Raw genomic sequence first — 16,401 nt, forward strand, 5'->3', positions numbered from 1 at the left:
AGGAAGTGCGGAAATTATACGCGAGGGATGTCGCTAATGCCAGTGGAGCTGACCCACGGGCGTCGTTTCGATCAACTCCCGCATGCGTTCCCGAGGTCTTGCGTTCCCGAGGTCTTGCACGGTTCCCACCGCACCGTAAGCTGTCGTCCGAAACAAGGCGGCGCGAGTCCGCCGGAATGAGAGAACGACGATGCGATATCCGGGCGCGTGCGAACGAAAGCGATGAAGGACGACGAGGCCGCACTCTACGATCTCGCGATGGCGCTGTACCGCGACAAGAAGGTCTCCGACGAAGTCTACCGCATGGCGCAGCAGAAATTCGGCGAGCGTGGCATCATGGATATCATCGGCCCGATCGGCTATTACGACCTGGTCTCGATGACGCTGATCACCATGCAGGCGGACGCACCGAACGACAGCGTGCCGCCGCTGCCACCGCTCGCCGCCAAATAGCAACTCCGCAACCACCGTCCATGTCGCACGATCCGCTGCTCACACGTCTGACATCCGCTTTCGCCGAGGTGCGGGGCGTCGCGGCCGTCGCACTCGGCGGCTCGCGTGCGCGCGGCAGCGGGCACGCCGCGTCCGATTATGACATCGGGCTGTATTTCAAAGCAGCGCTTCCGCTGGATACCGAACGCTTGCTGGCCGCCGCAAAGGAAATCGCCGACGATCCTGCCGTCACGGCGGTGACGAAGATCGGGGAATGGGGGCCGTGGATCATCGGAGGTGCCTGGCTGTCGGTTGGCGGACAAAAGGTCGACCTGCTCTATCGGAACGCCGACGCCGTCGAAGCCGTAATGGAATCCTGCCGGGCCGGCATCATCACCATGGACTACCAGCCCGGCCATCCACACGGCTTCTGCTCGGCGATCTGGATGGGCGAAATCGCCTATTGCCAACCACTGCACGATCCGCAAGACCTGATCCACCGGTTGAAATCGATCGCGCTGCCCTACCCGCAACCGCTGCGGGATGCCCTGATCCGGAGCTTCCAGTGGGAAATCCTCTTCGGCATCGAGAATGCGGAGCTTGCGGTCGCACGGAACGAGCAGACCCATATCGCCGGATGCGTCTACCGGTCGCTGGCCTGCGTTGCGCAGATCGTGTTCGCGCTGAACGAGCGCTATCTCATCAACGAAAAGGGCGCGCTATTGGAAGCAGCGCGGTTGCCGCTGACAATTCCGCATCTGCACGAGCAGGCGGAGGAGATCTGGCGGCTGATCGGCAATGGCGCCCTCACGCCCGCTTGCGATATCTTGCGTGAGATCGACTGGCAATTGAAGGCGCTGATGCAATCCCGCAGCTAGCAGCCGTGACGGTTACGCCGTCTTGTCCACCGAAGAGGACGTATCCGCCGGCGGATATTTCGTCACGGGCACCATGAACGACTTGCTGCCGACCTGGTAGATGATCTTGCCGTTCTGCCCGTCGTCAGTCGCGATCTGCGCCTGCCCGAACATGATGACGTTCTTGTAGACGGTGCCGGTGCCCTGACGGGTGACGCCGTCGGTGGTGACGCTGACCTGCGCTTCGTTGCCGTTGACAGCGAGCACCCTGAAGCTCGCGCTCTTGCCATTGTCACTGGAATAGCCGCCCCAGCTTCCCATCAGGCGGCTGTCGGAGGCCGGCGGTGCCTGCTTCTCGAGAGTCGCGGTCTGCTTGCCCGCGCCTGCGGATGACAACAGCACCAGACTCTTGCCGTCCTTGGTGCCGACCGTGACCGTGCCGAAGGTGAGAAGCGAACCGGCGACCTCGCCAAAACCGCGCTCCGTGCGCCCGTTATGGGTGTACTCGACCTGCGCCCGCGCACCGCGGATGTTCACGACCTTGAAGCTGACGGGCTGGTTGTTGCCCGCCCAATTGCCTTTCCACTCACCGAGCAGGGAGCTCTGGTGATACACCCGCTCGAGAGCGGGCGAAATCTGGCTGGTGCTCGATGTGACGATGGCCATTGGATTGCTCGGCGGATCAGTCTGGCGGGCCCGCTTCGTTCGCGCCCCGACAGGAGCGTCAGAACATTATCCGGAAACAATTGGAACAGCCGATTAGGGCCCCGCAACAGTTAACGCGTGGTTAAAATTCCATCGGAGGCAAATAGGGCAAAAGGTCTCGTGCGGTGGCAGCGTTCAGCGACCCCAGCGGTCCGACCAGATCTTCTCGCCGATCATGCAGCTCACGCGCGGCTCCTTGTCCTTCTCCGCAACGCGCATCACGGGGCGCTCCGGCATACGGCCCGCAACCTCCATCAGGAGCTTGGTGCGGATGGCTTCCTTGAACTTGTCGCGATCCTTGATCGTGATGACGAAGGAACCGGGACCGCCGATGACGCAATCCTCATAGTAGAAGTCGAGATTGTCGATATCCATGGTCGAATAGGACGGCTCCTTGACCATGATCGGCAGGCCGTTGATGACGATGCCCTTCTCGATCGCTGCGTCGCGCGCAATCGTGACCGGAGTGCCATTGTTGTTGGGACCGTCGCCGGAAATGTCGATCACGCGGCGCAAGCCTCGATAGGGATCCTCATCAAACAGCGGCATCGCGAAAGTGATCGCGCCGGAGATCGAGGTGCGCGAGGCGCGCCGGATCGGCGTCTTCAAGATTTCGGCGGCGACGGCATCGGCGGTCTCCGGTCCGTCGATCAGGCGCCAGGGGATGATGATCTTCTGGTCGGTCGAGGCGGCCCACTCGAAATAGGTCACGGCAATGCGGCCGTTCGGACCCAGCTTCAGCGCCTGCAGGAATTCCTTCGACTGGATCGCCTGCGCATAGCCTTCGCGCTGAATCGCGAGTTCGTCCATGTCCATGGAGTAGGACACGTCGACCGCGAGGATCAGCTCGACATCGACCGTCTGCGCGTCCCTGTCGGCTGCTTGCCGCTGCGGTTGAATTTTAGGCGACTCAAATTTGGGTCCTGGTGCCGCGATGCCCGCGACGTCCCCTCCGGCAAACATACCGGTCACCAGCACAGCCCCGATCGAGAACAGCAAGCGCATAAGCAGCCTCCCGTCGTATGACGCGATGGTGACATGCAATCCCCTTGCCGCAAAGGGAGAAGATCGCTTGCGCTTCACATTCCAGTTAGGGATTTGCGAGTCAGGAATCGCGAGTTTGCAATTTGCGCGCTTTACACAAAGCTGCCGCCATGTTGCCGTGCTCGCGCCGCTGGAACGGCGCGACTGGCGCCGCCATGCCGTCGCGCGCGGTGCGCTCCCGGAATGACGGGCCACTGGACAGAGCGCCCCGCCCACTTGTCCGGCGTGATTTCCATGCTAGGCTGGCCGCACAGATGGGGATGGAGTCCCCCGACAACCGCCCGGCGGCCTGTGACCGTAGTGGGCTGATGACTCCTGCTTGAGGTGGGGCAATCTTTGAGCCTCTGCCTTCGGCGGGAGCATGGACAAACCCGCCGCTGGCGGGTTTTTTGTTGCCTGGATGCGAAGGCCAAGGAGCGGGGCCAAGGAGAGGCCAAGGAGAAGTCCTGGACGTGACGACGACCACACCTAACGCTGCGCGTGCGGGGCTGCCCAGGGGAATCTGGGTGCTCGGTTTTGTCTCGATGCTGATGGACGTCTCCTCCGAAATGATCCACGCGCTGCTGCCGGTCTATCTCGTCACCGTGCTCGGCGCCTCCACGCTCACCGTCGGCTTCATCGAGGGCATTGCGGAGGCGACCGCCTCGATCACGAAAATCTTCTCCGGCGCGTTGTCCGACTGGCTCGGCCGGCGCAAATTGCTCGCCGCGCTCGGCTACGGGCTGGCCGCGCTGACAAAACCGCTGTTCCCGCTTGCTCCCAGCGTCGGATGGCTGGTTGCCGCGCGCTTCATCGACCGCGTCGGCAAGGGCATTCGCGGCGCGCCGCGCGATGCGCTGATCGCCGATATCGCACCCATCGGCCTGCGCGGCGCGAGCTTCGGCTTGCGTCAGTCGCTCGACACCATCGGTGCGTTCCTCGGGCCGCTCCTGGCGATCGGCCTGATGTGGTGGACCGCGGACAATTTTACGGCGGTGTTCTGGGTGGCCGTGCTGCCGGGGTTCCTGTCGTTCGCACTGATTGCATTTGCTGTGAGCGAGCCGGAGCCGGATCCAGGCCGGGAGCCGCCAAGGAATCCGCTGAACACCGCCGCGATGCGGCAGCTTGGATCCTTATACTGGCGCGTCGTCGCAGTCGGCGTCGTCTTTACGCTGGCGCGCTTCAGCGAGGCCTTCCTGATCCTGCGCGCGCAGAACATCGGGCTCAATGCGATGTGGGTGCCGGCCGTGCTGGTGCTGATGAACATCGCCTATGCGTTGTCGGCTTATCCCGCCGGCGTGCTCTCGGACCGGATCAACCGCACCGGCCTGCTCGCGCTCGGGCTCGTCTTCCTCGCCGGCGCCGATCTCGCGCTGGCGCTGCTGCCAAGCCTTGGCGGCCTCGCCCTGGGCGTCGTGCTGTGGGGACTGCATATGGGATTGACGCAGGGCCTGCTCTCGGCCCTCGTCGCCGACGCCGCGCCACCGAGCTTGCGCGGCACCGCGTTCGGCTATTTCAACCTGTTCACCGGCCTTGCCTTGCTGGCCGCGAGCGTGATCGCGGGCGCGCTGTGGGATACCTATGGTCCAGCCGGCACGTTCCTGGCCGGACTGGGCTTCGCGCTGGTCGCGCTCGTGGGGCTGTTCGCCGTCGGCAACGGGCTGGCAACGGAGGAGAAACGATGACGGGGGGCTATTCGTCGTGCTGAGCGGGGTGCTTGCGATCATGATCGGCAGCGTGCTGGGCGGCTGTGCGCGCTATTTCATCTCCGGCGCGATCGCGCGTCGGCTGGGCGAGACGTTTCCGTGGGGCACCATGACCATCAACGTCACCGGCGCCTTCCTGATCGGCATTTTTGGCGCACTGGCGACCCACCCCGGCTCGGCCTTCGCAGCGCCCAATCCGTGGCTGTTCGCGGTGACCGGCTTTCTCGGCTGCTACACCACCGTGTCCTCGTTCAGCCTGCAAACGCTGACGCTGGCACGTAGCGGCGAGCCGATGCACGCGCTCGGCAACGTCGTGTTCTCGGTCGGGCTGTGCCTCGCGGCCGTAAGTTGCGGCTTCCTCCTCGCCGACACTCTGGGAGGCTAGAGGCAGATGAAGTCCCCCTCCTCCGCCGATCGCTGGCGCACCGCGACGCTCTATGCCTGGGTTGCGGCCGGCAGCACCGTCGGCGGGCTGACGCGCTACCTTGTCGGGCTTGCGCTCGACACCGGGCCCGGCTTTCCCGTCGCGACGCTGTTCATCAACGCCACGGGCTCGCTGATCATCGGCTTCTACGCGACGCTGACGGGCCCCGACGGCCGCGTCCTGGCGCGGCCCGAGCACCGGCAGTTCGTCATGACCGGGTTCTGCGGCGGCTACACCACGTTCTCGGCCTTCAGCCTGGAGATCTTCCGCCTGTTGCACGGTGGCATGAGATATACGGCGCTCGCCTATATCGCGGCATCCGTTATTTGCTGGCTGGTGTCGGTGTGGGCAGGCCATATGATGGCCAGCCGCATCAACCGCTTGACAAGGAGCTGACCATGCAAATCCCCAATCAGGCAGTTTCGCTCCGGATCTTCATCGGCGAGAGCGACCATTTCGACGGCAAGCCACTCTATGAAGCGATCGTGATGACGGCGCGCGAGCGGCATCTGGCCGGCGCCACCGTGCTGCGCGGCCCGATGGGCTTCGGCAAGTCGAGCCGGCTGCACACTTCGAAAATTCTGCGGCTCTCGGAAGACCTGCCGCTGCTGATCGAGGTCGTCGACAGCGAGGCCAACATCAATGCATTCCTGCCCATCCTGGACGGCATGATGTCGAGCGGCCTGATCACCTTGGAGAAGGTGCAGGTCCTGCAATATGGTGAGAAGGCCGCGCGCTGAACGCTCCGGCAGGAACCCGAGCCCGCCGTTTCCGGGAGGCGGAATGAACGACACCGTCATCAAGCCGAAAACCAGGACCAAGTCCAAGGTCGAGCGCCCGAAGCTGCACAAGGTCATCCTGATCAACGACGACTTCACGCCGCGCGAATTCGTCACGATGATCCTCAAGGCCGAATTCCGCATGACCGAGGATCAGGCCTACAAGGTGATGATCACCGCCCACAAGCTCGGCGCCTGCGTGGTCGCCGTGTTCACCAAGGACGTCGCAGAGACCAAGGCCACCCGCGCCACCGACGCCGGCCGCACCAAGGGCTATCCGCTGCTGTTCACGACGGAGCCGGAGGAGTAGTGGTGCCGATCGGGCTCGATCGCGCGCAACGCCCAAGCCTCGGCCGGATTGGTGTTTTGGCAACTCTTTCGACTTCAAATCCGCTCTGCCGAATAATGTATCTATCGGCCGTCAACAGGCGCATGCTGAGCCATCACCGGCTCGCCACGGCATCCATCGGTGACTGAGAGTTCTTTGCGCTCCCGCCCAATGCGGAGCGTCCCATGCAAAACACCACCAAGAAGACCATCCCGCTAAGCAATCGCCTTGCCCAATTGGCAGCCGAGGCCCGCCGGCGCGCAGAGATAGCCCCGCCCGGGGTTCAGCGAGAATCGCTGCTCAAAGCGGCGCGATTGAGCGAAACCGCGTCGCACATTCATGATTGGATAAGCCTGCCTGGCCCCAAAACACCGAGGTAGTGGCAAGCCAACCTGGTCGCGGCCTCTTCTCATCGAGCGACGATCCGGGCCGAGGCGGCATTCGCCTGCAAATCGCACTTCAAATATAAGTTGCAGAAAATGAACTATATTTCATTTTGGTTGTTGTAACAGCGTCCCCCAAATGAAGCGGGGCGGTCAACAGCCAAAGCAGCCCCAAATGATGAAATCTCTTATCGCGTTCGCGATGTTCGCGCTCCTCGGAGTGTCCGTAATGGTGTTGCCCGGCTTCGCTCCGCAAGTGAAAGCGCGCGAACCCGTTGCTTTGGCGAAGGCGGACCGGCTGGCGAGCCATACGGTGGTCAGGAATTGCCTGGGCCAAGTCTGGCCGGACTTCGAAGCATCGTGCCTGCGCAGAGCTGAATCCGATGTCAGGGTTCATGAAGCTCGTTTGGTTACGGCGCGCCGCTAGACAACAATCGCAAAGCGCCGGCCGAGCTTGTCGGACGATCCAGGAAAGTGTCGTGCACAGATGTCAACAACTCCAACCTCCTTGCCGAATGTTCTCGTCGTCGAAGACGAGATGATCCTGCGCATGCGCGCGGTCGATATCGTGGAGGATGCAGGCTTCTGCCCTGTGCAGGCCGTCAACGCCGACGAAGCCATCGCGATCCTCGAGTCGCGGTCGGACATCTCGCTTCTGTTCAGCGACATCCAGATGCCCGGGACCATGGACGGCTTGAAGCTGGCCCATGCGGTGCACGATCGCTGGCCTGCCATCAAGATCGTGCTGGTTTCCGGTCAGGTAAAGCCGGCTGAAAACGAAACGCCAGCGGACAGCCGCTTCTTTCGCAAGCCGCTCGCCGTCGACGAAATGATCTCGCAGTTGCAGACGATGATCGGAGCGGGCGCGCTAAAAATCCTTCCGACCACAACGACGGATCCCGGGGACAACCTTGAGGTTGCTCGATCGCCACAGGAATCGGTTCTGGTAGCGGAGAACGACAATCTGCGGCTGTTGCTGGAACAGGCCGACACCGACGCCAAGGTCCTGCTCGCTCAAGCCGGCATCGAAGCCCACGAACGCGAGGCTGCCGACAAGTTGCAAAAGCTCATCCTCGGAGAGCTGCATCATCGCATCAAGAATACGCTTGCGACGGTGAGCGCAATCGCAGCCCAGAGCTTCCGGGCCGCAGTCAATCTCGAGCAAGGCCAAAAAGCCATGGATGGCCGGTTGCTGGCGCTGGGGCGGGCCCACGACCTGTTGATACAGGTCAGCTGGTCAAATGCGAGCCTCACTCATACCCTGAGCGGCGCCACCGATCCTTTTGACAGTCAGGGGGGCCGACGATTCCATTTCAATGGCCCGGACCTCAGGATCACATCCGGTGCCGTGATAGCGCTCGCCATGACGTTCAACGAGCTCTGCACCAACACGACGAAGTTCGGCGCGCTGTCCAGTTCCTCCGGCCATGTCGAGATCGCATGGACGGTAGACGAGATCGAGCAAAGGCTGCACCTGAAGTGGAGCGAAAGCGGCGGCCCCGTGGTGGCGCCGCCGGCGCGACGAAGCTACGGCACCCGGATGATCGAGTCGCTCGGCCAGCAACTGAACGGGCAGGTGCGGCTGGCCTATGAACCGTCCGGATTTGTCTATCAGCTGGATGTACCGCTGAGGTCGGTGATGGCGTCGAACGCCTGAATTCTGCTTACCGGCTTGGCGGCGGCGGACGACCTCAGGCCATCACCGCCGGCGTCTCCTCCGCCAGCCCGTAGACGCGCTGCGCCTTGGAGACCCCCGCGATCGGGAATTCGCCGAGCTCGTGCCAATCGTGGTGGCAGACCTTGGCAAAGCCTTCCGAGGCCACCACGGTCCGCCCCAGGCGACCCGTGATCTTCTCGAGCCTGGCGGCAAGATTGACGGCGGGGCCGATGCAGGTGAAGTCGAGGCGGTTGCCGCCGCCGATATTGCCGTAGAGGATGTGACCGACGTGGAGCGCGACGCCGAAGCGGAAGCGCTCGATGATTTCGCCGACCGGAAAGGCGAGCGCCTCGACGCTGGCCCGCGATTCGCGCGCTGCCTCCAGCACGCGCGTGCAGACATGCGCGGCATCGCCGACATATTCGTCGATCGGGAACACCGCGAGCAGGCCGTCGCCCATGAATTTCAGCACCTCGCCGCCATGGCCACGGATCGCGGTGACCTGGCAGTCGAAATAATGATTGAGGATTTCGACGACGGTCTCGGCCGGCAGCCGGTCCGACAGCGCGGTGAAGCCGCGCAGGTCGGAGAGCCAGATCGCAGCTTGCATGGTGTCGTTGTGGCCGCGCCGGATCTGGCCGCCAAGGATGCGCGCGCCGGCACGATTGCCGACATAGGTGTCGAGCAGCATCTCGGCGGTGCGGCGCAGGCTGATGATCTCGGCAATACGCGCGAGCGGCGTCACGATGGAGCGGATCGCCGCGATCTCGTCGTCGCTGAAGCCACCGGGCTGCCGGGTCATCCAGCTCGTCGCGTTGACCGAGCCGTCGAGGAACCGCAGCGGCACCGCGACATAGTCGGTCACGCCTTCGGCCCGCATGTCGTTGATGATGGGAAACCGCTTGCTGCCGGGATCGTCGACGCGCCCTCTGACCTCCAGCCCCTGCTCGAACACGATCCGAAGCGGGCTCTGGGCGAACTCCGGCGAGTCCAGGACATCGAATTCGACCGCGCCGATTTCGACCTGTTCGCCTTGCCGCCAGATGAAGTTGCGGCCGAATATTTCGGGGTGGAGCGTGCGGATGAAGATGCCGAACCGCCAGACCGGCAGGCCCGCCGCGACCAGACGCTCGCAGAAATCCTCGATCATCACGACCGGCTCTACCGACGACCAGGCGCCGTCGATCAGCCAGTTGGAGACGCGCTGAAGCTCGAAGCTGTTCATGGCCGCATTTGCGGGCGAAGTTGTGAGATCGTCAAGCTGCGCGGCGGGCTAGTACCGCGACATCAGCGCCCCACCTGCCCGCGGTCGCGCAGGAAATGATCGGCCAACACGCACGCCATCATGGCTTCGCCGACCGGGACGGCGCGAATGCCGACGCAGGGGTCGTGGCGGCCCTTGGTCATGATCTCGGTGTCGGTGCCGTTGCGATCGACGGTGAGACGCGGCTGCAGGATCGACGAGGTCGGCTTGACCGCGAAGCGCACCACCACCGGCTGTCCGGTCGAGATGCCGCCCAGCACGCCGCCGGCGTGGTTGGACAGAAAACGCGTGCCGTCATTGCCGGTACGCATCTCGTCGGCGTTCTCTTCGCCCGTGAGTTCGGCCGCGCCAAAGCCGGCGCCGATCTCGACGCCCTTCACCGCATTGATGCTCATCATTGCAGAGGCGAGCTCGGCGTCGAGCTTGGCGTAGATCGGCGCGCCAAGGCCTGCCGGCACACCTTCGGCGATGACCTCGATCACAGCGCCGATCGACGAGCCGCTCTTGCGGATGCCGTCGAGATAGGTCTCGAAGAACGCGGCCTTGTCCTTGTCGGGACAGAAGAACGGGTTTTTCGCAATCTCGTCCCAGTCCCAATTCGCGCGGTCGATCTTGTGCGGGCCCATCTGCACCAGCGCGCCGCGCACTTTGACATCGGGCAGCACCTTTCGCGCGATCGCGCCGGCGGCAACCCGCGTCGCCGTCTCGCGCGCGGAGGAGCGGCCGCCGCCGCGATAGTCGCGCAGGCCGTACTTCGCCTCATAGGTGAAGTCGGCGTGACCCGGACGAAACTTGTCCTTGATCTCGGAATAGTCCTTCGAGCGCTGGTCAGTGTTCTCGATCAGCAGCCCGATCGGCGTGCCCGTCGTCACCTGTGCACCGGTCTCTGGATGCGCCATCACGCCGGACAGGATCTTGACCTGGTCCGGCTCCTGGCGCTGGGTCGTGAAGCGCGACTGGCCGGGTCGGCGGCGGTCGAGATCGCCCTGGATGTCGGCCTCGACGAGCGGGATCATGGGCGGGCAGCCGTCGACCACGCAGCCGATCGCCACCCCATGGCTCTCGCCGAAGGTTGTGACGCGGAACATGTGGCCGAAGGTGTTGAAGGACATCCGTCTCTAGCTCGTAAGTCAGTGCTGACTTAACTCGCCCTGAAATTGGGGTCAAATGCGTACACAGTCGTCATGGCCGGGCTTGTCCCGGCCATCCACGTTCTTGGCCCGCGAGCGCAAAGGACGCGGATGCCCGGGACAAGCCCGGGCACGACGGCGGAGCACGCCGGGCCTGCTTAGCTAAACTTCTCCAGCCGGCCGTCGCGGAATACGTAGACGGCGCCCTGCTCGATGTAGAGTTCGGCGGCGCTCGCCGGCGTCTCCAGGCCGAGTGAAACCATCAGGGCCCGGCAGGTCCCGCCATGGGCGACCGCGACGGTGTCGGCCCGCAGCTGGTCGTACCAGGCGCGCACGCGGACCTGTACGTCGGCGTACGTCTCCCCGCCCGCGGGGCCCACCGTCCATTTGTCGGCGAGGCGCCGGGCATAGATTTCGGGATCGGAGGCCTCGCTCTCGGCCAGCGTCAGCCCCTCCCAGACGCCGTAACCGATCTCGCGCAGGCGGTCGTCGAGCGCGTAGTCGGCAGGCGGCAGTTCGAGCCTGCCGCGCGCCAGTTCCATGGTCTCTCGCGCGCGGACAAGCGGGCTCGACACGTAGGGAAACGCAGCCTTGTTGCGGCCGTCGCGCTTGAACAGATCGGCGAGAATGCCGCCGGCCTGCACCGCCTGACCGCGGCCGCGCGCGTTCAGCGGAATGTCCCTGGTGCCCTGAAGCCTCCCGAGGGCATTCCACTCGGTCTCGCCGTGGCGAAGATAATAGATCGTGGGCACGGGCATTGCTGGTGAAAGGTTAGTCCTTCCCACCGAACGAAATGTCCGGCGCGTCCGGGCGCTTCATGCCGAGCACGTGATAGCCGGAATCGACGTGGTGCACCTCGCCGGTGACGCCGCGCGAGAGGTCGGACAGGAAATACAGCGCGCTGCCGCCGACGTCTTCGGTCGACACGTTGCGCCGCAGCGGTGCGTTGGCCTCGTTCCACTTCAGGATATATCTGAAATCGCCGATGCCGGACGCCGCGAGCGTCTTGATCGGCCCCGCCGAGATCGCATTGACGCGGATGTTCTTCTCGCCGAGATCGGCGGCGAGATAACGCACGCTGGCTTCGAGTGCCGCTTTCGCAACGCCCATGACGTTGTAATGCGGCATCCACTTCTCGGCGCCGTAATAGCTGAGCGTGATGAGCGAGCCACCGTCGGTCATCAGCTTCTCGGCGCGTTGCGCCACGGCCGTGAACGAGTAGCAGGAGATCAACATGGACTTCGAAAAATTCTCCTGCGTCGTGTCGACGTAGCGGCCATCGAGCTGCTCGCCATAGGCAATCGCATGCACCAGGAAGTCGATCTTGCCCCACTTTTCCTTCAGCACCGCGAAGGCCGCGTCGATGCTCGCAGCATCGGTGACGTCGCAATGGCCGAGCACGAGCCCGCCGATCTCGGCGGCGAGCGGCTCGACGCGCTTCTTCAGCGCATCGCCCTGATAGGTGAAGGCGAGCTCGGCGCCGGCCGCGTGGCATGCCTTGGCAATGCCCCAGGCGATCGAGCGGTTGTTGGCAACGCCGAGAACCACGCCCCGTTTGCCCTGCATCAGACCTGAATTCTGCGCCATTTTGCTAACGTCCCGTCGAGCTCTCGGTAAGGTTTGGAGGTACACCAGCCCTCCGTTGCGGTACAGTCCTAATCCGCGGCGTTAACGCTGTTTCAAGCGCCGGAATAGCTGTTCCGGTCGGGTGTTATGATCGTTGTGGCGCTCGCCGAACATCAGGACGTCAAGACCGCAATGAGTGCGTTTCGCCAGAGTGTGGAAGCCATGATCCCGGCGTTGCGCCGCTACGCCCGCGCGCTCACGCGCGAAGCGGATGCGGCCGACGATCTGGTGCAGGATACGTTGGTGCGGGCGCTGCGGTCGGAGCGCCTGTTCCTCGGCGGCGACGTCAGAAGCTGGCTCTATACGATCCTGACCAACCTCAACAAGAACCGGCGGCGCTCGCTGGCACGGCGCCCGCAATTCATGCAGCTGACGGAGAACAACCCGGATGCCAGCGGGACCGAAGCCGAAGGGCGCGATATCGAGAGGGCACTGGCGACGCTCGTCGAGGAGCAACGCTCTGTGCTGCTGCTGGTGATGCTGGAGGGCATGAGCTACCGCGAGGTCGCCGACATCCAGGGTGTGCCGATCGGCACCGTGATGTCGCGCCTGGCACGCGCCCGCGCCCACGTTAAAGCCTCGCTGGAGGGCGAGCGGCCGGCGCTCAGGCGGGTGAAATGATGGCAGGATTGATGCATCGCGCCTGTCGTTTCCCCTGCACGGCGTGGGAAGCGGCGCAGTTGAACCACGCAGAACATTTTGGGCCGCAGAGCCAGAGACGACCGATATGAACGACCGCAAGATTCCAGTGACCGAGGACGAACTGCACGCCTATGTCGACGGCGAGCTGCCGGCCGAGCGCCGCGCCGACGTCGAGGCCTGGCTCGCCGCGCAGCCCGAGGATGCCGAGCGCGTGCAATCCTGGCGCGCCATGGCCGAGATGCTGCACGCCCGCTACGATTCCGTTGCCCAGGAGCCGGTGCCGGCGCGGCTGGAGCTCGAGCGGCTGGAACGCCGCCCGCGGCGCTGGCTCTATGGCGCCGCCGCGGCCGTGCTGGTTGCCTTCGTCGCCGGCGGCACCGCCGGCTGGCTGGCGCATGGCGCTGCCAACGCACCCTCGACCTTCCAGAGTTTTACGACCGACGCGCTCGACGCCCACCGCCTCTATGTCGTCGAGGTTCGCCACCCCGTCGAGGTCGGCGGCAACGAGCGCGACCACCTCCAGGCCTGGCTGACCCGGCGCTGCGGCTGGACCGTGTTCGCGCCGAACCTGGAGGCGAGCGGGCTGAAGCTCGTCGGCGGCCGGCTGCTGCCGGGACCGAGTGGACCCGCATCCTTCCTGATGTATGAGGGCGCCTCGGGCGAGCGCTACACGATCTACACCGCCAAGACCGAGAACGGCGCGACGCAGATGCGCTACGCCAGAACGGACAAGGACGGGGCGCTGTTCTGGGCCGAGCGCGGCGTCGGCTACGTCGTCAGCGGTGGCGGCGACCGCGACCGGCTGACCAAGGTGGCGCAGGCGGTTTACGACCAGGCAGAGAAAAACGGCACCTAGACAACCACGCAAGCGCGGTGCCTCGATTCCGACATTGAAAATTTGGAATGAAGACATCGGCGCGTCTCATTATCGCACCGGATGATCACGCGAAAATGAGCAGCGTTCGATCCGCCGATCGACGCGGGCGGCCTCGATTGGGGTTTTTGGTACCGCGCTGGTCCCCCTCTCGAGGCCGCACCTTTTTATCAGCTGCCCCGCCGGACAGCCGACACGTCGAGCACGTGAGCCAAGAAGGGCTATCACGCCTCGGGCATATGATGAGCATCATCTCCACGGACGATGCTCTCAGTCTTTAGGAGAACCCCTTCAGCTGCCGATCTCGCCCTAACCGAGCCCGCTACGTGGATTGTAGGGGTGTTGGTCCCGCCACTTCTCCATCAATGCTTCAAGCTCGGCGTCGTTCCCGTCCGGTAGCATAATCCTGATGGTGACGAAGAGGTCCCCGGTTCCGCCTGCTTTTGGCAATCCCTTGCCCTTGAGGCGGAAGGTCCGGCCGCTGGAGGTGTTTTTCGGGATCGACAGTTCCACCGCATTGCCGAGGGTGGGCACGCGAACCTTGCCGCCGAGCACTGCCTCATAGAGCGTGATTGGCAGGTCGATCCTGAGGTCGGCGCCCTCGATCTTGAAAAACGAATGCGGTGCAACCGTAATCGTGATCAGGAGATCGCCCGGCGGGTGGCCCTGAGCGGTCTCGCCCTGCCCCTTCAGCCGGATCTGCTGGCCGCTGACGACGCCGACCGGAATCCTGACGTTGAGCTCCTTGCCTGTCGGCAGCCGGACGCGCTTCTCCCCGCCCTGCACCGATTCTTCCAGTGAGACGGTCATGGCGACGTTCAGGTCGAGATCAATCCCGATCCCACCGGTGTCGAACTCGAACTGCCCGGCACCGCCGGCGCCGGGCCGCGCCCCGCGCACCCCGCCGCCGAACATGCTGTTGAGGATGTCCTCGAATGCGCCGGCGCCCTGACCGGGGCCTGCGCCGCCGCCGCGGAACGTATAGCTCTCGAATCCGCCGGGACCCGCACGCCCGCGCGGCCCGCCGCCGCCCGGAAAACCCTGGAAGCGCGGCTTGCCGTCGGCGTCGATCTCGCCGCGGTCGAATTGCTTGCGCTTGTCCTCGTCGCCGAGGATCTCGTTGGCCGTGTTCAGCTCAGCGAAGCGCTCGGCCGCCCTCGGGTCGTCCTTGTTGTTGTCAGGATGGTGCTTCTTGGCAAGCTTGCGATAGGCGCTCTTGATCGCGGCAGCGCTGGCGCTCCGCGGCACCCCCAAGACCTCATAGGGGTCGCGCATCCGTCACGTCTCCTTCAAGAAATTGTATTGTTCAAAGGGCTCCCCGCCCCACCTGACCCTGATGTGGGGGGCGAGTGGTATTTTTGCAACTAGTTCGGTGTAGCGATTCCTAGCTCCGCCACGGCTTTAGCGTATGAATCTCCCAACGGCCACGGCTGCTTTGGCAGCCGGCGCCCTGGAGCCAGCTTTCGGTGCTGCCGTTGACGTAGCTCGCCAGGAAGTCGCGGCACCTGCGGCCGTCCTCGGCGGCATAGGATTGCGCGATCGGCGTCACCGAACCGCGCGCCCCGGTTTCCGGATTTTCCCAATGCTGGCTGGAATCCTTGTCGCCCTTGCTGAGGACGTCGGAGGCGGCGTTGCGGGCGAAGGCGAGATCGGTCTCGGTAGGGGCCGCCTCCTTGGCGAGCATTGCGATCGAGCCGGTGAGGTCGCTGTCGTCGGCCTTGGCGTAGGCACTCTTGTCGTTGCGGGAAAAGCTGCAACCGCCGGTGCCGAGCCCGATCAGGATGATCGTCATGACGAAGCCGGACGGCCGGATCGCGGATAGGCCAACGCGTCCCCATGCCCTATATAGGGCGGTAGCGGACAACAACGCGTTTTGGACCGCAGGACGCAACTCGGACTCCAGACATGACCGACACGACCTCGATGAAACACCAGACACCCTTAACATCCGGTGATTTCACCGCCGCCGACGAGCCTTTTGCGCTGTTCGAGGCTTGGCTGAACGAAGCCATCAAGAGCGAGCCGAACGATCCGAACGCCATGGCGCTCGCAACCGTCGATCCCGACGGCCTGCCGGACGTGCGCATGGTGCTGATGAAGGGCTTCGATACCGAGGGTTTCGTCTTCTACAGCCACATCGCCAGCCAGAAGGGCCGCGAACTCGCCGCAAATCCTAAGGCGGCGTTACTTTTTCACTGGAAGTCGCTGCGCCGTCAGGTCCGCATCCGCGGCAACGTGACGCCGGTGACCGAGGCCGAGGCCGACGCCTATTTCGCCACCCGTCCGAAGCAGGCGCAAATCGGCGCCTGGGCGAGCAAGCAGTCGCAAGAGCTCGAGAGCCGCTTCGCATTCGAGCAGGCGATCGCCAAGGTCGCCGCCAGGTACGTCATCGGCGAGGTGCCGCGCCCGCCGGGCTGGAGCGGCTGGCGCATCACGCCGTCGCGCATGGAGTTCTGGCACGACCGTCCATTCCGCCTGCACGACCGCATCGAATTTCGCCGTGACGCGGCCGGCCAGAAGTGGTCCAAGACGCGGATGTATCCCTAGTATTTTGTTTGAGCATGATTTTTT

The 16,401-nt window shown here is 64.2% G+C and carries 20 protein-coding genes and 1 riboswitch; of the genes, 12 read left to right on the top strand and 8 right to left on the bottom strand.

Annotated elements, in window-relative coordinates; all coding sequences use genetic code 11:
- The first annotated feature begins 207 nt into the window (after positions 1-207).
- Together IVA88_RS08615 and IVA88_RS08620 are read left to right on the top strand one after the other, a co-directional pair.
- Positions 208-453, top strand: coding sequence for a hypothetical protein (locus IVA88_RS08615; protein ID WP_247496843.1), 246 nt, complete (start codon positions 208-210; stop codon positions 451-453).
- 20 nt (positions 454-473) lie between these two features.
- Positions 474-1,310 carry a nucleotidyltransferase domain-containing protein gene (locus IVA88_RS08620; protein ID WP_247496844.1) on the top strand — a complete coding sequence of 279 codons (837 nt, stop codon included), beginning with the start codon at positions 474-476 and terminating at the stop codon, positions 1,308-1,310.
- A 12-nt stretch (positions 1,311-1,322) separates the two neighbouring features.
- Here the strand turns inward: IVA88_RS08620 and IVA88_RS08625 are convergent, their stop codons facing one another.
- Both IVA88_RS08625 and IVA88_RS08630 read right to left on the bottom strand, forming a co-directional pair.
- The gene (locus IVA88_RS08625; RefSeq protein WP_247496845.1) at positions 1,323-1,955 is read right to left on the bottom strand and encodes a hypothetical protein; all 633 of its coding nucleotides are present in this window, start codon (positions 1,953-1,955) and stop codon (positions 1,323-1,325) included.
- Between the two features lie 174 nt (positions 1,956-2,129).
- Positions 2,130-2,999 (bottom strand): DUF1194 domain-containing protein, encoded by an 870-nt coding sequence (locus tag IVA88_RS08630; protein WP_247496846.1) that lies wholly within the window; start codon positions 2,997-2,999, stop codon positions 2,130-2,132.
- Between the two features lie 286 nt (positions 3,000-3,285).
- Positions 3,286-3,363, top strand: a riboswitch (Fluoride riboswitch).
- 127 nt (positions 3,364-3,490) lie between these two features.
- Between IVA88_RS08630 and IVA88_RS08635 the strand changes: the two genes are divergently transcribed.
- The 7 genes from IVA88_RS08635 to IVA88_RS08665 all read left to right on the top strand — a co-directional run bounded on the left by IVA88_RS08635 (position 3,491) and on the right by IVA88_RS08665 (position 8,294).
- Complete coding sequence (locus IVA88_RS08635; protein WP_247496847.1) at positions 3,491-4,702, top strand: MFS transporter; 1,212 nt, start codon at positions 3,491-3,493, stop codon at positions 4,700-4,702.
- A 16-nt stretch (positions 4,703-4,718) separates the two neighbouring features.
- Complete coding sequence (gene crcB / locus IVA88_RS08640; protein ID WP_247496848.1) at positions 4,719-5,108, top strand: fluoride efflux transporter CrcB; 390 nt, start codon at positions 4,719-4,721, stop codon at positions 5,106-5,108.
- A 6-nt stretch (positions 5,109-5,114) separates the two neighbouring features.
- Positions 5,115-5,543, top strand: a complete 429-nt coding sequence (gene crcB, locus IVA88_RS08645; RefSeq protein WP_247496849.1) for a fluoride efflux transporter CrcB — start codon at positions 5,115-5,117, stop codon at positions 5,541-5,543.
- 2 nt (positions 5,544-5,545) lie between these two features.
- Positions 5,546-5,887: a DUF190 domain-containing protein gene (locus tag IVA88_RS08650; protein ID WP_247496850.1), complete on the top strand. Its 342-nt coding sequence runs from the start codon at positions 5,546-5,548 to the stop codon at positions 5,885-5,887.
- Between the two features lie 43 nt (positions 5,888-5,930).
- Entirely contained in the window at positions 5,931-6,236 is a 306-nt protein-coding gene (gene clpS, locus IVA88_RS08655; protein WP_247496851.1) for an ATP-dependent Clp protease adapter ClpS, read from the top strand.
- A 576-nt stretch (positions 6,237-6,812) separates the two neighbouring features.
- Positions 6,813-7,064: a hypothetical protein gene (locus IVA88_RS08660; RefSeq protein ID WP_247496852.1), complete on the top strand. Its 252-nt coding sequence runs from the start codon at positions 6,813-6,815 to the stop codon at positions 7,062-7,064.
- Positions 7,065-7,124: 60 nt separating this feature from the next.
- Entirely contained in the window at positions 7,125-8,294 is a 1,170-nt protein-coding gene (locus tag IVA88_RS08665) for an HWE histidine kinase domain-containing protein (RefSeq protein WP_256466774.1), read from the top strand.
- Positions 8,295-8,328: 34 nt separating this feature from the next.
- On the opposite strand, the gene IVA88_RS08670 is transcribed toward IVA88_RS08665, so the two are convergent.
- The 4 genes from IVA88_RS08670 to fabI form a co-directional block, all read right to left on the bottom strand.
- Positions 8,329-9,519 (bottom strand): adenylate/guanylate cyclase domain-containing protein, encoded by a 1,191-nt coding sequence (locus tag IVA88_RS08670; RefSeq protein ID WP_247496854.1) that lies wholly within the window; start codon positions 9,517-9,519, stop codon positions 8,329-8,331.
- 62 nt (positions 9,520-9,581) lie between these two features.
- Positions 9,582-10,670 carry a chorismate synthase gene (aroC, locus tag IVA88_RS08675; protein WP_247496855.1) on the bottom strand — a complete coding sequence of 363 codons (1,089 nt, stop codon included), beginning with the start codon at positions 10,668-10,670 and terminating at the stop codon, positions 9,582-9,584.
- A 176-nt stretch (positions 10,671-10,846) separates the two neighbouring features.
- Complete coding sequence (locus IVA88_RS08680) at positions 10,847-11,446, bottom strand: histidine phosphatase family protein (protein ID WP_247496856.1); 600 nt, start codon at positions 11,444-11,446, stop codon at positions 10,847-10,849.
- A gap of 13 nt (positions 11,447-11,459) precedes the next feature.
- Positions 11,460-12,275, bottom strand: coding sequence for an enoyl-ACP reductase FabI (gene fabI, locus IVA88_RS08685; RefSeq protein ID WP_247496857.1), 816 nt, complete (start codon positions 12,273-12,275; stop codon positions 11,460-11,462).
- 171 nt (positions 12,276-12,446) lie between these two features.
- On the opposite strand from fabI, the gene IVA88_RS08690 reads away from it, so the two are divergent.
- Positions 12,447-12,935, top strand: coding sequence for a sigma-70 family RNA polymerase sigma factor (locus IVA88_RS08690; RefSeq protein ID WP_007594679.1), 489 nt, complete (start codon positions 12,447-12,449; stop codon positions 12,933-12,935).
- Positions 12,936-13,041: 106 nt separating this feature from the next.
- Positions 13,042-13,812, top strand: a complete 771-nt coding sequence (locus tag IVA88_RS08695) for an anti-sigma factor (RefSeq protein WP_247496858.1) — start codon at positions 13,042-13,044, stop codon at positions 13,810-13,812.
- A gap of 327 nt (positions 13,813-14,139) precedes the next feature.
- On the opposite strand, the gene IVA88_RS08700 is transcribed toward IVA88_RS08695, so the two are convergent.
- Positions 14,140-15,105 carry a DnaJ C-terminal domain-containing protein gene (locus tag IVA88_RS08700; protein WP_247496859.1) on the bottom strand — a complete coding sequence of 322 codons (966 nt, stop codon included), beginning with the start codon at positions 15,103-15,105 and terminating at the stop codon, positions 14,140-14,142.
- Positions 15,106-15,214: 109 nt separating this feature from the next.
- Positions 15,215-15,622: an RT0821/Lpp0805 family surface protein gene (locus IVA88_RS08705; protein ID WP_247496860.1), complete on the bottom strand. Its 408-nt coding sequence runs from the start codon at positions 15,620-15,622 to the stop codon at positions 15,215-15,217.
- Between the two features lie 113 nt (positions 15,623-15,735).
- Between IVA88_RS08705 and pdxH the strand changes: the two genes are divergently transcribed.
- Complete coding sequence (gene pdxH, locus IVA88_RS08710) at positions 15,736-16,377, top strand: pyridoxamine 5'-phosphate oxidase (RefSeq protein WP_247496861.1); 642 nt, start codon at positions 15,736-15,738, stop codon at positions 16,375-16,377.
- The last annotated feature ends 24 nt before the right edge of the window (positions 16,378-16,401 follow it).

This window comes from Bradyrhizobium sp. 149 (genome assembly GCF_023073915.1).
Taxonomy (GTDB): Bacteria; Pseudomonadota; Alphaproteobacteria; order Rhizobiales; family Xanthobacteraceae; genus Bradyrhizobium.